A 14825-nucleotide genomic window follows, 5' to 3' on the forward strand; every position below is an offset into this window, starting at 1 on the left:
TTCCCAGACTTCCTCTGGATTTGGCGCCGCTCCCGGATGCGACTCTCCCTCTCCCAGAAGCTCACGCTGGCGCCGCTGTTGGTGGCGCTGTTCTTCACGGTCCTCTTCTTCGGGTACCTCATCCCGCGCGTCAGCTCCGCCTTCGAGGCGCAGGGCCGGGACGTGGGAGGCGCGCTGCCCGCGGCGCTGGCGGCCACGCTGCCCGCGGCGATGCCCGGGGGGCAGACGGAGGCGCTCCAGGCGGTGCTGGAGCAGGCGGTGCGCCACCACCAGGTGGCCTACGTGGCCGTCTTCGACGGGGCCGGGCAGATGCGCGCCGTGGCGGGCGAGTACGCCGCCGCGATGCGGGAGCTGCGCGACCGGCTGGGCCGCGCGCAGGGTGAGGCGACGTTCTACGTGCGGGACGCGGAGCTGCTGGACGTGAGCGCGCGCTTCGCGAACGGGGCGGGCACCGTGCACGTGGGCTTCAACCGCACGTCGGCGCGCGCGCAGGTGCGGGCCATCACCACCGGGGTGAGCGTGGTGATCGTCCTGGCGCTCTCGCTCTTCGTGGTGGTGGGCATCCTGCTGGCGCGCCGGGTGGCGGCGCCGCTGGTGCAGTTGACGGAGGCGGCCCAGCGCATCGCGGAGCACGGCGACCTGCGCGAGACGGTGCGCGTGGGGGGCACGGACGAGGTGGGCCAGTTGGCGAAGGCCTTCTCCATGATGGTGTCCAAGGTGAAGGACCTGCTGCAGCAGCTCCAGGCGTCGTCGGACCTGCTGCGCGGCTCGGTGGACCACCTGAACGACTCCGCGGGCCGGCAGAACGAGATGGTGTCCCGCCACGCCGCCGCGCTGCAGGAGACGCAGGTGACGGCGCAGGAGATCCGCCAGACGTCGGTGGTGGCGTCGCGCGCGGCGGAGACGGTCATCGACGTGGCGGAGCGCGCGGAGGTGCTGGGCAAGACGGGCGAGATCGCCATCACGGAGAGCATCGAGGGCATGGTGGCCCTGCGCGCGCAGGTGGAGCAGATCGCCGAGCGCATCATGGCCCTGGGCGAGCGCACCGAGCAGATCTCCGGCATCACGGAGACGGTGAAGGACCTGGCGGACCAGTCCCACCTGCTGGCGGTGAACGCGGCCATCGAGGCGGCGCGCTCCGGGGAGCACGGCAAGGGCTTCGCGGTGGTGGCCCGGGAGATCCGCGGCCTGGCGGACCAGTCCATCCGCGCGACGAACCAGGTGCGCGGCATCCTGGCGGACATCAGCACCGCCATCTTCGCCACGGTGGAGATCACCGCCGCGGGCACGCAGCGCATGGAGGCGGGCCTCGCGCAGGTGCGCACGTCCGGGGACACGCTGCGCCAGTTGTCCTCCATCGTCCGGGACAGCGTGGTGTCCGCCCGTCAGATTTCGCAGACGGTGAACCAGCAGGCCACCGGCATCGAGCAGATCTTCACCGCCGTGAACGAACTCAACACGGTGATGGGCGACACGGTGAAGCGCATCTCCGCCACCAGCGAGTCCGCCGTGTCGCTCAAGCTCCTGTCGGAGCGCGTGGCGGCGATGGTGCGCGACTACCGGCTGTAGCCGGGCGGGGGCGGGGCAGGAACCGCTCCACCACCTGGGCCACGGTGCGCGTGGTGGCGGCGCCCGGTTCGTTCACCCGGGCCGCGAGGAAGGCGGCCCCCAGCCGGGCCACCGACGACACGACGAAGAGCACGTGCAGGTTCACCCAGAGGTGGCCGCCCAGCATGAACTGCTGGGGCACGCGCGCCGCCAGCGCCCCGCCCAGGGCCGCCGCCGCCGCGTAGGCCAGCCCGCCCGCGGTGGCGAACGCCGCCAGGTAGAAGGGCCGGCCGTGGCGCGGCGCCACCGTGAGGGGCAGCGCGAAGATGGCCAGGCCGTGGCCGCTCCACAGCGCGCCCGCCAGGAGCACGTCGAACAGGAGCGGCCAGAGCGTCCCCGCGGAGGGCAAGAGCCACAGCATGGGGATGGCGCTGATGCCCAGCGAGCAGAGCATCAGCACCGGCTGCGCGCCCAGCCGGTCGATGGCGCGCCCCCACAGGGGCGCCGTCAGCACGCGCACGCCCGCCACCGCCGCCGCGTGCAGGGCCATGATGACGAAGGTCATCTTGAGGTTCTGCAGGCTGTGCAGCGCGAAGAAGGGCGCGGACACGCCCACCGCCGCGTTCCACGCCACCTGGTACAGGAGCACCCGCCGGGCCCCGTCGTCCTTCCAGGGCAGCAGCGCCGCCTTGAGCTCCAGCTTCGGAGCGGTGCCCGGGGGCGCAGGATCATGCTGCGCGGCCATCATCAGCGTGGTGACGACGCCCATGACGCAGGCGGCGAGCGCCAGCATGGGCAGCGCCAGGCCCACCCCGTCCAGCCCCTTGAGCCGGTCCATCAGCAGGCCCGCGGTGAGCGACGCGGCGGTGCCCATCAGCGTGGTGAGCGCGGTGCGCTTGCCGAAGAAGCGGCCCCGCACGGCGCCCGGCACGAGCTCCCCCATCCACGCCACCCACGCGTTGTTGCCCACCACCGCCAGCACCGCGGACGCCCCGGCCACGGCCAGCAGCAGGTGCTGGCGCCCCTCCAGGGACAGCCCCAGCCACGGCAGGAGCGCCAGGGGCAGCAGGGCCAGGCGGGACAGGCACACCGCCGTCAGCGCCACCCGCCGGTGGCCGAAGCAGAGGGTGAGCCACGCGGCGGGGAACTGCACGAACTGCGCGAAGAACGGCAGCGCCGTCATCACGCCCACCAGGAAGGGCCCCAGCTTCAGCGCGATGGCCCACGCGGTGAGCACCGTGGGGCCGGCACACGCGGTGAACACCTCCGCGAACATCCCCTCCACGATGGACACCTTCAGCGACGCCCTCAGGCGCCGGTGCAGGGGCGGGCCCGGGCGGCCGTCCGGGGGCGGAGGGGCCCCCAGCAGGGGCGCGGACGAGCCGGGCAGCGAGGCGCCAGGGCGGAAGAGGGGGACGCCGGTGGCGAGGGAAGCGAAGCTCTGGACGAGGCGGCGACGGAAGGCGGCGGACACTGGGATTCGTTTCCCACGGGCTCGCATTCCCCCTCAATCGGACCTCCAAGGAGACCGCCGGGCCCGGCCGGACACCAACCGGCCTTATTCGTCGCTTTCAGCCCACTGTCCGCCCGCTTGGAGGGCAGGAGGGATTCAGGTGCAGTTCACGCGGTCTTGAACTATATGAACGACCCGGAAGGAGACCGCGCACATGGATGTCGCTCACGAGCTGACGGAGTTTCTGGGGCAGGTGGAGCAGCGTCTGACCGAATTGCTCGCGGATGGTGACGTCGGGCCGGACGTGAAGGGCGACACGCTGATGGACGCGGCGCGGCACCTGTGCCTGGGGGCCGGGGGCAAGCGGGCCCGTCCCATGCTCGTCCGCCTGTTCGGTGGCGTGGTGGGGGTGCCGGCCGCCCGGCTGGTGGACGTGGGCGTGGCGGCGGAGATGATCCACTCGGCCAGCCTGCTGCATGACGACGTGGTGGACGCGGGCATGTTCCGCCGGGGCCGCCCGACGGTGAACGCGCGCTGGGGGAACATCGTCGCGGTGATGAGCGGCGACCTCATCCTGTCCACGGCGCTGTCGCGGCTGTCCCTGCTGGACGCGCGCCTGGTGCAGAGCGGCCTGGCCATCGTCACGGAGATGACCCGCGCGGCCATCGCGGAGGTGGAGGCGCGTGGCGACATGAACCTGCCGCTCACGCGGCTGCGCTACATCGCCGAGGGCAAGACGGGCTCGCTGTTCGGCTGGTGCGGCAAGGCCGCGGCGACGCTGGCGGACCAGCCGGAGGCGCAGGCGCGCTTCGACGCCTTCGGCCGGCACCTGGGCGTGGCGTTCCAGATCGCCGACGACATCCGCGACATCCTGGGCACGGACGTGGGCAAGCCCCGGTACGCGGACGTGCACTCGCGCACGCCGTCGCTGCCCATCCTGCTGGCGGTGTCCCGGGACGAGTCCCTGCGCCGCAAGCTCAAGGACGCGTGGGCGTTCTCCGTCATCACCCCGGAGCGCACCCGGGAGATTGGCGCCGCCATCGAGGCCACCGGCGCGGTGGAGGCGTCCATGGAGATGATGAACCAGGAGATTGGCGCGGCGCTCGACAAGCTGGGGCCCTTCGCCAACGACGCCGCGGGCGCGGAGCTGATGAGCTGGGCGCACCGGCTTTCGGAGGGCATCGCGCAGCAGGTGAAGGGACGCGCTGCATGAAGGGCTACCTGTGGACTGGGGGGGATCCCGGGAGCCAGAAGACCGTCGCGCCGCCGGAGAACGGACGGCTGGCGCCATGGGAAGCCATCGCGGTGGAGGCGGTGGGCAACGTCATCGAGTTCTGGGGCTTCAAGCGCAACCAGGGCCGGGTCTGGGGCCTGCTCTACCTGCGCGGCGAACCCCTGACCGCCGGTGAGATCGAGCGCGAGCTGGATCTGTCCAAGGGCGGCGTGTCCATGCTGCTGCGCGACCTGGAGCACTGGGGCGTCGTCCAGCGGGTGCGCGTGCCGCAGGACACGGTGTGGCGCTACGCGGCGGAGACGGACCTGGTGCGGATGGTGACGCACGTGGTGGAGGAGCGCGAGGCGGCCTTCGTCACCCGCATCCGCGCGGACCTGGCCGAGGCGCGCCGGCTGGCGGAGGGCGCTGGCGGCGTGCAGGCGGAGAAGCTGCGGCGGCTGGAGCGCATGGCCGTGCTGGCCGACCACGTGGAGCGCGCGCTGCGGTTGTTCATCAAGACGTCCCGCCTGGACGTGGGCGGGGTGCTGGGCGCGTTCCGCGACGGCGCCCTGTCGCGCGGCAAGGCCGAGCGGTAGCCGGTAGGAGGACAGACCATGGATTCGCACTACGATCAGGTGATGAAGGCGCGCGAGCAGGCGGACGCGAACGCGCCCCGGCGCTACTTCGCGTACTCGACCATCCTGGACCGGGCCGCCTTCGACGAGTGGAAGCACCAGCACAGCTACGGCTTCTTCGAGCTGCCGGAGGGCCGGCTCGCCGAGGCGCTGGACGTGGACCTGGTGTACGACTTCCCGTCGCGCTGGTGGGGCGGCCGGGTGGCGGGCCTGACGGACGCGCCGGGCGCGCGGGTGTACGGCCGGCTCTTTGAAATCCCCGGCAAGGACTGGCCCATCGTCCAGCACAAGGAGGGCTTCGTCACCAGCATGTGCGTGGAGCGCACGGTGCGCGTGCGCGTGGACGGCCAGGAGGTGGAGGCCACCGCGTTCGTGACCAACCCGCGCCGCGCGTCCTCCGACGGGCCGGTGAGCCCGCGCTTCGTGGAGGCGCTGGTGCGCGGCGCGAAGAGCGCCGGGCTGCCCGCGGACTACGTGGAGAAGCTGGCGCGCGGCGAGTCGCGCTGAGCCGCTCGCCGCCGGGCTACGGCCGGGCGGTGGGGGCGATGCGGTAGAGCGCTCCGGCGGCGTCGTCGCTGACGATGAAGCCGCCGCCCGGGGCCAGGGCCACGTCCACCGGCCGGCCCCACACGCCCAGGTCCGGCGTTGTGAAGCCGGTGACCAGGTCCACCTCCGCCGTGGGCTGGTGCGTGGCCAGGTCCCACGGGAAGACGGTGACCTTGTAGCCGGTCCGCTCCGTGCGATTCCACGAGCCGTGGTAGGCGACCAGCGCGCCGCGCTGCCACGCCGGGTTGAGCTCCCCCTTGTCGAAGAACGTCAGGCCCAGGGGCGCGGAGTGCGCCTGGATGCCCTGGTCCGTCCTGTCCATCGCGGCGCAGTCCGCCCGGGAGCCGTCCCGGTTCATGTCGTAGTCGCGGTCCAGGGGCATGTGCTTCAGGCCGCTGGGGGAGTCCGGGTTGGGGTTGCAGAAGGGCCAGTCCCACCGGTAGATGGCGCCGCGCAGCGGGTCGCTGGTGGTGTCGCCCAGGCACACGTTGCAGGTGGACGCGATGGCCACGTACACGCGGTGCCGGGAGTCCACCGCCAGGTTCTTGAGCTCGTGGCCGTAGGCGCCGTGAAGCTCCGGCAGGGACGCGTCCGGCAGCCCGGAGACGACCGTCTCCACCGCGCCGCGCGTCGTCTCACCGGGCGTCCAGCGCGAGCGCGTGACGCGGTCCTTCTCCGACAGGAAGACCCACATCTGTCCGTCGCGCTCGTGGAAGACGATGTCGTGGGGCCGGCCCAGGCCGCCCGCCCACTGCGTCACCTCCGGGTCCTGTCCCGCGCGGGGGCGCACCTGCATCACCTTGCCCTGGCCGGGCACGGAGACGAGCAGGGTGCCCTCCGGCGAGAACGCGATGAAGCGCGCCCCCGGCATCCGTGCCCAGACCGCCACGGACATGCCTGATGGGATGTTCAGGGAGCGCGGCACGTCGAACGGGCTGCTCCGCATGCCCTCTGGAACCTCCACCGGCGCCGCCTGGAGGCTCCAGGGGCCAGGCGGCTGCCCCGCGTCCACCACGCCCGCGTCCTGGAGCGAAGGGGAGGGGCCAGGGGCCTCGGGCGGGTGGGACTTGCAGCCGGGCTGGAGGCATTCCAGCCTCAGGAAGATCGTCAGCACGAGTGGTCGCCGCATGGTCCTCTTTTCCTAACCGCCGGCCCCGACGGAAAGTGACCTGAACAAACCTTCAGCCATTTTTCCCGCCTCCCCGCGCGCCCCTGAACGGGCCTGAACAAACCTTCAGAGAGTTTCGCAGTGGCGACAAGCATTCATGCCTACATGAACAAAAGCCCAGGTATTGGCTTTGGGGTGAAACATGAAACAAATATCAATAATTAACTGCGATTGATTGTCATGTGTGTCTTTGCTTGGTGTGTTTTCATGTCTGTGTTTCGGGTGTTTCCGCCGTCCTCCGGATCGGCCGGGCTTGACGATGGCCGGGTGTTGTGGCCTCATGAATTTGATTTCGATAGTCAAAATCAATTGGAGGACGCGATGCTCGGTCAGGGATGCTGCAGGGCGGTGCTGGCGCGAGGCCCGTGCGCTGAAGTGACGCGGTGCAGTTGTGGGCACATCCACCTGGCGGTGGGGCCGGTGACGCTTCGCCTGGAGGAGGACGTCCTGCGCGCGCTGGGCCACACCCTGGTGGAGGCGATCCACCAGTTGGAGCTGCCGCCTACGCACGAGGCGGACGCGCGGGAGCCGGCCGAGGCCGCCGCCCACGGGGCCCCCACCGGCGGGTGGAAGCAGTGAGCGGCGTCCGGGGCATGATCCGCTGGGGCGGCCTCGAGCGCTCCGCGAGGGACAGGCGCCTCCCTTGCGCATCCACGGCCCTCGCGGGCCTCCCGTCCACGCAGCGGCTGTCCCTGCGGTTGGAGCAGGGGACGGGGATGGCGCGGCGCCAGGCGGAGCAGTCCCCCTTCCTGGAGGCGCTCTTCCACGGCTCGTGGAACGGCGGCGTCTATGGCCAGTTCGTGCGGGCGCGCCACTACGTGAACCACCTGCGCCAGCTCCACGTCGTCTACGAGTCGCTGGAGTCCGTGCTGCCGGGACTGAAGGACGGCCCGCTCACGCGCGTGCTGCGGCTGCCGGAGCTGCGGCGGGCCTCCGCGCTGCTGGCGGACCTGGACTGGTTCTGCGGCGACACGCGCACGAAGCCCTTCGCCTGCGCGGAGGCGCGGCTGCACGCCGAGCGGATCCGCGAGGTGGCGGTGGAGGCCCCGCACCTGCTCATCGCCCATGCCTGGGCCCGCTGCGTCCAGGACGTCTTCACCGCGCCCCAGCGCTCGGAGCTCGTCGCGAGGGCGTTCGAGCTGGAGAACGGCCGCGGCACGGCCTTCTACAACGCGGTGTCCGCCGCGGAGCTGCCCGCCTTCCAGTCCCGGTGGGCGGCCCGGCTGGACGAGGTGCCGCTGACGGAGGCCCAGGCCCAGGAGGTGGTGCAGGAGGCGCGGCTGGCCTTCCGCATCCAGGTGCTCATCGGCGACGAGCTGGCGCGGGACGCACCGGAGCTCGAGGGCCCGGGCGGGATCGCCGGGTAGGGTGACTTCAAACCCACCGGGGAGGTGAGCCGGCACCACGGGGCACCGCCTCGGCTGGGAGGGCGATATGCCGTTTCGTGACAGCCACGCTAGGATGGTGGAACGTGACGCTCCAGATGACCTCTCCCATTGATCGCCGCGCTTTCCCTCGCATCCACGCGCCCCTCTATTCGCGTCCCGCGCGAATGAAGGTGGGTGAAAAGAAGCAGGTGCTCGACGTCAGCCTCGGGGGCGCGCGCATCTACTCGGATGATCCACAGGACGTGGGCACGCGTCTGGACCTGGAGCTGTTCCTTCCGGACGGAAGCTCGCTGGAATGTACCGCGCGCGTCGTCTGGGCCATCAAGTTACCCAAGGACGCCGTGGCCCGCTTCGAGGTCGGCCTGTCCTTCATCGACGTGCCGGAGCCCGTCCTGGAGCGGCTGAAGACAGTGCTCGTCTCGGACGAGCGCTGACGCGAAGAGCTTGGGACTCCAGGCCAAAAGCGGCTGAGCAGGGGCGCGCATCTCGCGAGCCCCCGTTCGTCAACTCGGCCCTCATCCGCGGCAAGGACAGCCCGCAGGATTGCCAGGCGCAGAACCGCATCAACGGCGGCCTCCCCGTCACCGACCCGGCCTGGAACGGCCGACTTCCTCCTGGAGGGCAGGGGGCCCGGCGTCACGCTGCGCCAGGGCCCGTCCTTCGTTGGACCGCGGCTAAGCGGCCGACGCGCGGTCCAGCTCGCGCAGGTCTTCCGCCTCCAGCCTCAGGGAGAAGGCCCCGAGCAGCTCCTTCACCTGCGCCACCGACGTGGCGCTGGCGATGGGCGCCACCACCGTGGGCCGCGTCTCCAGCCACGCGAGCGCCACCTGCGACGGCGTGGCCCCGCGGCGCTCCGCCACCTTCTTCAGCGCGGCGACGACGCCCCAGCCCCTCGCGTTGCCGTACTTCCTGAGCACGTTGCCCGCGCGCGCGGACGCCGGGGCCGGCTGCCCCTCCTGGTACTTGCCGGTGAGGAAGCCCGCGGCGAGCCCGAAGTAGGGCGCCACGGCCAGGCCCTCCTGCTCGCTCACCTGCTGGAGCGCGCCCTCGAACTTCGGGCGCTCCACCAGGTTGTACTCCGGTTGAAGCACCTGGTAGCGCGCGAGCCCCAGCTTCTTCTGCGTGTCCAGGGCCTCCCGCGCGCGCTCCGCCGTGTGGTTGCTCAGGCCCAGCGCCTTCACCTTGCCCGCCTTCACCAGCGCGTCGAAGGCGCGGAGCGTCTCCTCGAAGGGCGTGTTCGGGTCGTCGTAGTGCGCGTAGTACAGGTCGATGCGCTCCACGCCCAGGCGCCGCAGGGACGCGTCCACGCTCTTCTCGATGTGCTCGCGCGTGAGGCCCTTGCCCAGCGCCGTCTCCGCGCCGACCTTCGTGGCCACCACCAGCCGGTCCTTCGCCTTGCGCGAGGCAATCCACCGGCCCAGCACCGTCTCCGACTCGCCGCCCACGTGGCCGGGGACCCACCGCGAGTACACGTCCGCGGTGTCCACGAAGTTGCCGCCGCCTTCCACGAACGCGTCGAGCACGGCGAACGAGGTCGCCTCGTCCGCCGTCCAGCCGAAGACGTTCCCGCCCAGACACAGCGGGAACACCTCCAGGCCCGTCGCTCCCAGCTTCCGCTTCGCCGCTGCTCCTGCCGCCATGCCCCAGTCCTTCCGGTGAGGCCGGGCCCGTCCTACCCCGGCGTGAACCACACCACCGACAGCGGGGGCAGGGTGAGCACCGCGGACGCGGGCTGGCCGTCCCAGCCCGTCGCCTCCGTGTGCACCTGGCCCCGGTTGCCCATGCCGCTGCCGCCGTACTCCCCGGCGTCGGTGTTGACCAGCTCCACATAACGGCCGTGGAGCGGGAAGCCCACGCGATAGTCCTCGCGAGGCACCGGCGACAGGTTGGCCACGCACACCACGTGGCGGCCCGGCGTGCGCGAGCGGCGCACGAAGGCCAGCACGTTCGCCGCGGACGCGTCCGGCTGCAGCCACTGGAAGCCCATGGGCTCGCTGTCCGAGTCGTACAGCGCGGGCACGTCGCGGTAGACGCGGTTCAGGTCGCCCACCAGCTTCTGGATGCCCTTGTGGCCCGGATCCTGGAGCAGGTGCCAGTCCAGGCTCTTGTCGTGGTTCCACTCCGCCGGCTGGCCGAACTCGCCGCCCATGAAGAGCAGCTTCTTGCCCGGGTGCGCCCACATCCACGCGAACAGCGCGCGCAGGTTGGCGCGCTTCTGCCACGCGTCCCCCGGCATGCGCCCGTACAGGCTGCCCTTGCCGTGCACCACCTCGTCGTGGCTCAAGGGCAGCATGAAGTGCTCGCTGAACGCGTACAGCAGGCCGAAGGTGAGCTGGTTGTGGTGGTACTGCCGGTAGACGGCGTCCTTGGAGAAGTACGACAGCGTGTCGTGCATCCAGCCCATGTTCCACTTGAAGGTGAAGCCCAGGCCGCCCTCGCTGACGGGCTGGGACACCTTGGGCCACGCGGTGGACTCCTCCGCGATGACGACCACGCCCGGGTGCTTGCGGCGGAGGGTCTCGTTGAGCTCGCGCAGGAACTGGATGGCCTCTTCGTTCTCCCGGCCGCCCCAGCGGTTGGGGACCCACTCGCCGTGCTTCCGGCTGTAGTCCAGGTAGAGCATGGAGGCCACCGCGTCCACGCGCAGCCCGTCCACGTGGTACTCCTCCAGCCAGAACAGCGCGTTGGCGATGAGGAAGTTGCGCACCTCGTTGCGGCCGAAGTTGAAGACGAGCGTGCCCCAGTCCGGCTGCGAGCCCTGCCGCGGGTCCGCGTGCTCGTAGAGGGCCGTGCCGTCGAACTGGCCCAGCGCGTGGCTGTCGCGCGGGAAGTGGCCCGGCACCCAGTCCACGATGATGCCGATGCCCTCCTGGTGCAGGTAGTCCACCAGGTAGCGGAAGTCGTCCGGGTGCCCGAAGCGCGCGGTGGGCGCGTAGTAGCCCCCCACCTGGTAGCCCCAGGAGCCGCCGTAGGGGTGCTCCGACACGGGCAGCAGCTCCACGTGCGTGAAGCCCAGCTCCTTCGCGTAGCGCGACAGCTCCGGCGCCAGCTCGCGGTACGTCATGGGCCGGTCGCCGTCCTCCACCACGCGGCGCCAACTGCCCAGGTGGACCTCGTAGACGCTCCACGGGTGGTGGGCCGCGTCCACGTGCTTGCCGCGCGCCTCCAGCCACGCGCTGTCGCCCCAGGCGTAGCGCTGCAGGTCATGCACCACGGACGCGGTGGCGGGCGGCGTCTCCGTGCGGAAGGCGAAGGGGTCCGCCTTGAGCAGCGGGCCGCCGCCATGGCCGGGCCTGATCTCGAACTTGTAGCGGGTGCCTTCACCCACCTCCGGGACGAACAGCTCCCAGATGCCGGAGGACCCCATGCGCCGCATGGCGTGCAGGCGGCCGTCCCAGCCGTTGAAGTCCCCCACCACGGACACGCCCCGGGCGGTGGGCGCCCAGACGGCGAACGACGTGCCCTTCACGCCGTTGTGGTGGAGCAGGTGCGCGCCCATCCGCTCCCAGAGCCGCTCGTGGCGGCCCTCGCCGGCGAAGTACAGGTCCATCTCCCCGATGGTGGGCAGGAAGCTGTACGGGTCTCGCAGCGTGAAGACCTTCTTGCCCGGGTACTCCACCTCCAGCAGGTAGCTGAAGGGCTCCGTGCGGCCGTTGATGCGCGCCTCGAAGACGCCGCCGGTGCGGTGCTGCATGGGCACCTTGCCCCCGAACTCCGGCAGGACGTGGATGGCCACGGCCTCCGGGCGGTAGGCGCGCACCACCACCGCGTCGCCGTCCGGGTGGACGCCCAACACGGAGTGGGGCTCCGGATGGCGCAGCTCCACCACGCGTTGCAGCTCCGCGTCCACCTGTGCTCTGTCCGCAGGCTTCCTCACTGGGCATCCTCCATCCGCAACAGGGCCTCGACGGGGATGCGCACCCAGTCCGGCCGGTTGGCGAGTTCGTAGCGCACTTCGTACAACAGCTTCTCCAGTTCGAAGGCGCGCAACATCGTGTCGAAGGCTTCGTCGGTGTCGGGCAGGAAGGGGGCGCCGCGCGTCGCCTGGCGGTAGCCCTCCAGGAACGCGTCACGGGTGGGGCCCACGCGCCCGCGCGGCTGGCCGCCCTCCAGCGCCACGGTGGCCTCCGCGTAGTCGAACGAGCGCAGCATCCCCGCCACGTCGCGCAGCGCGCTGTACTTCTCCCGGCGCGCGGTGAAGGAGCGGGACGGCTCGCCCTCGAAGTCGAAGAACAGCCACTGGCCCTCCGAGCGCAGCACCTGCCCCAGGTGCAGGTCGCCGTGGATGCGGATCTTCTGTCCGGAGGGCGCCACCTGCGCCAGCCGCTTCGCGTACGCGATGAGGCTCTCGCGCCGGCCCTCCAGGTCCGCGTGCAGCCGCCCTGCGTCCGCCAGCGTCACGCCCAGCTCGCCCACGATGGACGCGCTCCAGCGCTGCAGGTCCTCCTGGAGCAGCGGCTCCGGGGAGAACGCCAGGTCGTCCGGCCCCGCGGAGGCGAACGCCTTGTGCAGCTCTCCCAGCCGCGCGCCCAGCTCGCGCATCTCCCCGAGGAAGCGCTCGGAGAGCGCCTTCTCCTGGCGCAGCCGCTCCAGCGTGTACTTCCAGCCGTCCACGGCGTCCGGCACGAAGCGGTGCGCCAGCGCGAGCGTCGCGCCGGCGGGGCCCTCCAGGTTCAGCGCGCCCACCAACTGCGGCGTCGCGCGGAAGGACGTCTTCGTCGCGAGGAAGCGGCCCACCTCGTATTCGGGGTTCACCCCGGCCTCCAGCTTGCGGATGACCTTGACGATGACCCGCTCGCCCAGCACCAGCGAGGTGTTGCTCTGCTCCACGTTGAGCCGGCGCACGGTGAGCGGCTCCGGCAGCGCCACGCCGCTGTCCGTGGAGGTGATCCACTCGCCCACGACGCGGCCGGATCCGGACACCACCTGCCGGCCCTCGCGCGCCAGGTTGAAGAGGGCGCGCACGCAGTCGTCGTCATCCAGCGCGCTCACCAGCCCCTCGGCCGTATGGCGGGCCTGAAGCTGGTAGCGCTCCGGGTTCCCCAGCTCGTAGACGACCTCGATGATGGCGAGGGTGAAGGAGCACGTGCCCAGCTCCATGTTCACGTGGTCCGCCACGCTGACGCTCTTGATGGGCCACGCCTTGCCGGCGAACCAACGTTGGGCCTTGAGGAAGTCGGGCAGCTTGGTCAGGTCCAGGGGGGTCACGCGGGGTTACTCCTTCGCCTGCAGCGGCTTGTCCAACCGGAACCACAGGAACATGTAGGGCCCCATCGACAACTGATAGGGCAGGTCGCTGATGCGGGGGAACGGCGTCTCTCCAATCAACTCCACGGGGATGCTGCCCTCGAACTCGCGCAGGTCCACCACGCCCGGCTGCGCGAAGCGCGACAGGTTGCACACGACGAGCACCGTCTGGCCCTCCCATTCGCGCACGAAGGCCAGCACCTTGCGGTTCTCCGTGGTGAGGAAGCGCAAGCTGCCCATGGCGAACACGGGGTAGCGCTGGCGGATGCCGATCATCCGCTTCACCCACTGGAGCAGGCTGGACTTCTGCCGCTCCTGGGCCTCCACGTTGATGGACTGGTAGCCGTAGACGGGGTCCGCGATGACGGGCGCGAAGAGGCGCGCGTAGTCCGCGCGGCTGAAGCCCGCGTTGCGGTCGCCGGTCCACTGCATGGGGGTGCGCACGCCGTTGCGGTCGCCCAGGTAGATGTTGTCCCCCATGCCGATCTCGTCCCCGTAGTAGAGGACCGGCGTGCCGGGCAGCGTGAAGAGCAGGCTGTGCATCAGCTCGATGCGGCGCCGGCCGTTGTCCATCAGCGGCGCCAGCCTGCGGCGGATGCCCAGGTTGATGCGCATGCGCGGGTCGGTGGCGTACTCCCGGTACATGTAGTCCCGGTCCTCGTCCGTCACCATCTCCAGCGTCAGCTCATCGTGGTTGCGCAGGAAGATGGCCCACTGGCAGTTGTCCGGGATGTCCGGCGTCTGCTGCATGATCTCCACGATGGGCGTGCGGTCCTCGCGGCGCACCGCCATGAAGAGGCGGGGCATCACCGGGAAGTGGAAGCCCATGTGGAACTCGTCGCCCTCGCCGAAGTACACGCGCACGTCGGCGGGCCACTGGTTCGCCTCCGCGAGCAGCACCTTGCCCTGGTACTCGGAGTCGATCGTCTTGCGCAGGCGCTTCAGGAACGCGTGCGTCTCCGGGAGGTTCTCGCAGTTGGTGCCCTCGCGCTCGAAGAGGTAGGGCACGGCGTCGCAGCGGAACCCGTCCACGCCCATGTTGAGCCAGAAGCGCATGACGTCCAGCATGGCTTCCTGCACTTCGGGGTTGTCGTAGTTCAGGTCCGGCTGGTGGCTGAAGAAGCGGTGCCAGAAGTACTGCTTGGCCACCGGATCCCACGTCCAGTTGGAGCGCTCCGTGTCGGTGAAGATGATGCGCGCGCCCTTGTAGGACTCGTCCGTGTCGCTCCAGACGTACCAGTTGCGCTTGGGGCTCTTGGGATCCCGCCGCGCCTCCTGGAACCAGGGGTGCTGGTCGCTGGTGTGGTTGACGACCAGCTCGATGAGGATGCGCAGCCCGCGCTTGTGGGCCTCTTCCACCAGGCGCTGGAAGTCCGCCAGCGTGCCGTAGTCCGGGTGGATGCCGTAGTAGTCCGCGATGTCGTAGCCGTCGTCACGCAGCGGGGACGGGTAGTGCGGCAGGAGCCACAGGCAGTCCACGCCCAGCTCCTGCAGGTACGGCAGCTTTTCAATCAGGCCCGGGATGTCCCCGTGGCCGTCCCCATTGGAGTCGTGGAATGCGCGGATGTGCAGCTCGTAGATGAGCGCTTTTTTGTACCAAAGCGGATCCAGGTCCATACGCCTCTCG

General features: G+C 70.7%; 13 protein-coding genes. 7 read left to right on the forward strand and 6 right to left on the reverse strand.

Going from position 1 to position 14825, the window contains the following annotated elements; all coding sequences use genetic code 11:
- Positions 1 to 36 precede the first annotated feature (36 nt).
- Positions 37 to 1569: a methyl-accepting chemotaxis protein gene (locus tag K8556_RS01680; RefSeq protein WP_223738272.1), complete on the forward strand. Its 1533-nt coding sequence runs from the start codon at positions 37 to 39 to the stop codon at positions 1567 to 1569.
- Here the strand turns inward: K8556_RS01680 and K8556_RS01685 are convergent.
- Positions 1517 to 3049 carry an MFS transporter gene (locus K8556_RS01685; RefSeq protein ID WP_223738273.1) on the reverse strand — a complete coding sequence of 511 codons (1533 nt, stop codon included), beginning with the start codon at positions 3047 to 3049 and terminating at the stop codon, positions 1517 to 1519. The two genes, K8556_RS01680 and K8556_RS01685, sit on opposite strands and share 53 nt — an antisense overlap.
- Before the next feature lie 166 nt (positions 3050 to 3215).
- On the opposite strand from K8556_RS01685, the gene K8556_RS01690 reads away from it, so the two are divergent.
- Genes K8556_RS01690 through K8556_RS01700 form a run of 3 tightly spaced genes read left to right on the forward strand, consistent with a single transcriptional unit; the run spans position 3216 to position 5356 of the window.
- Positions 3216 to 4214 carry a polyprenyl synthetase family protein gene (locus tag K8556_RS01690; RefSeq protein WP_223738274.1) on the forward strand — a complete coding sequence of 333 codons (999 nt, stop codon included), beginning with the start codon at positions 3216 to 3218 and terminating at the stop codon, positions 4212 to 4214.
- Positions 4211 to 4810 (forward strand): GbsR/MarR family transcriptional regulator, encoded by a 600-nt coding sequence (locus K8556_RS01695; RefSeq protein WP_223738275.1) that lies wholly within the window; start codon positions 4211 to 4213, stop codon positions 4808 to 4810. The genes K8556_RS01690 and K8556_RS01695 overlap by 4 nt, the downstream gene beginning before the upstream one ends.
- An 18-nt stretch (positions 4811 to 4828) precedes the next feature.
- Positions 4829 to 5356 carry a gamma-glutamylcyclotransferase gene (locus K8556_RS01700; RefSeq protein ID WP_120590935.1) on the forward strand — a complete coding sequence of 176 codons (528 nt, stop codon included), beginning with the start codon at positions 4829 to 4831 and terminating at the stop codon, positions 5354 to 5356.
- A gap of 16 nt (positions 5357 to 5372) precedes the next feature.
- Here K8556_RS01700 and K8556_RS01705 read toward each other — a convergent pair whose 3' ends face one another.
- A complete protein-coding gene (locus K8556_RS01705; RefSeq protein WP_223738276.1) occupies positions 5373 to 6524 on the reverse strand; it encodes a sorbosone dehydrogenase family protein in 1152 nt (383 codons plus the stop codon).
- Between the two features lie 360 nt (positions 6525 to 6884).
- Between K8556_RS01705 and K8556_RS01710 the strand changes: the two genes are divergently transcribed.
- The 3 genes from K8556_RS01710 to K8556_RS01720 all read left to right on the forward strand — a co-directional run bounded on the left by K8556_RS01710 (position 6885) and on the right by K8556_RS01720 (position 8385).
- The gene (locus K8556_RS01710; protein WP_223738277.1) at positions 6885 to 7142 is read left to right on the forward strand and encodes a hypothetical protein; all 258 of its coding nucleotides are present in this window, start codon (positions 6885 to 6887) and stop codon (positions 7140 to 7142) included.
- A gap of 137 nt (positions 7143 to 7279) precedes the next feature.
- On the forward strand, positions 7280 to 7930 hold the full coding sequence (locus K8556_RS01715; RefSeq protein ID WP_255651268.1) for a biliverdin-producing heme oxygenase: 651 nt from the start codon (positions 7280 to 7282) through the stop codon (positions 7928 to 7930).
- Between the two features lie 116 nt (positions 7931 to 8046).
- A complete protein-coding gene (locus K8556_RS01720; protein ID WP_223738391.1) occupies positions 8047 to 8385 on the forward strand; it encodes a PilZ domain-containing protein in 339 nt (112 codons plus the stop codon).
- A gap of 240 nt (positions 8386 to 8625) precedes the next feature.
- On the opposite strand, the gene K8556_RS01725 is transcribed toward K8556_RS01720, so the two are convergent.
- The 4 genes from K8556_RS01725 to treS are packed head-to-tail and all read right to left on the reverse strand — an operon-like array spanning position 8626 to position 14815.
- On the reverse strand, positions 8626 to 9591 hold the full coding sequence (locus K8556_RS01725) for an aldo/keto reductase (protein WP_223738278.1): 966 nt from the start codon (positions 9589 to 9591) through the stop codon (positions 8626 to 8628).
- A 32-nt stretch (positions 9592 to 9623) separates the two neighbouring features.
- Entirely contained in the window at positions 9624 to 11828 is a 2205-nt protein-coding gene (glgB, locus tag K8556_RS01730; protein WP_223738279.1) for a 1,4-alpha-glucan branching protein GlgB, read from the reverse strand.
- Entirely contained in the window at positions 11825 to 13159 is a 1335-nt protein-coding gene (locus tag K8556_RS01735) for a phosphotransferase (protein WP_223738280.1), read from the reverse strand. The genes glgB and K8556_RS01735 overlap by 4 nt, the downstream gene beginning before the upstream one ends.
- 6 nt (positions 13160 to 13165) lie before the next feature.
- Positions 13166 to 14815 (reverse strand): maltose alpha-D-glucosyltransferase, encoded by a 1650-nt coding sequence (gene treS / locus K8556_RS01740; RefSeq protein ID WP_223738281.1) that lies wholly within the window; start codon positions 14813 to 14815, stop codon positions 13166 to 13168.
- Positions 14816 to 14825: the final 10 nt, after the last annotated feature.

Origin of the sequence: Corallococcus sp. AS-1-12 (assembly GCF_020036995.1) — a bacterium.
Taxonomy (GTDB): Bacteria; Myxococcota; Myxococcia; order Myxococcales; family Myxococcaceae; genus Corallococcus.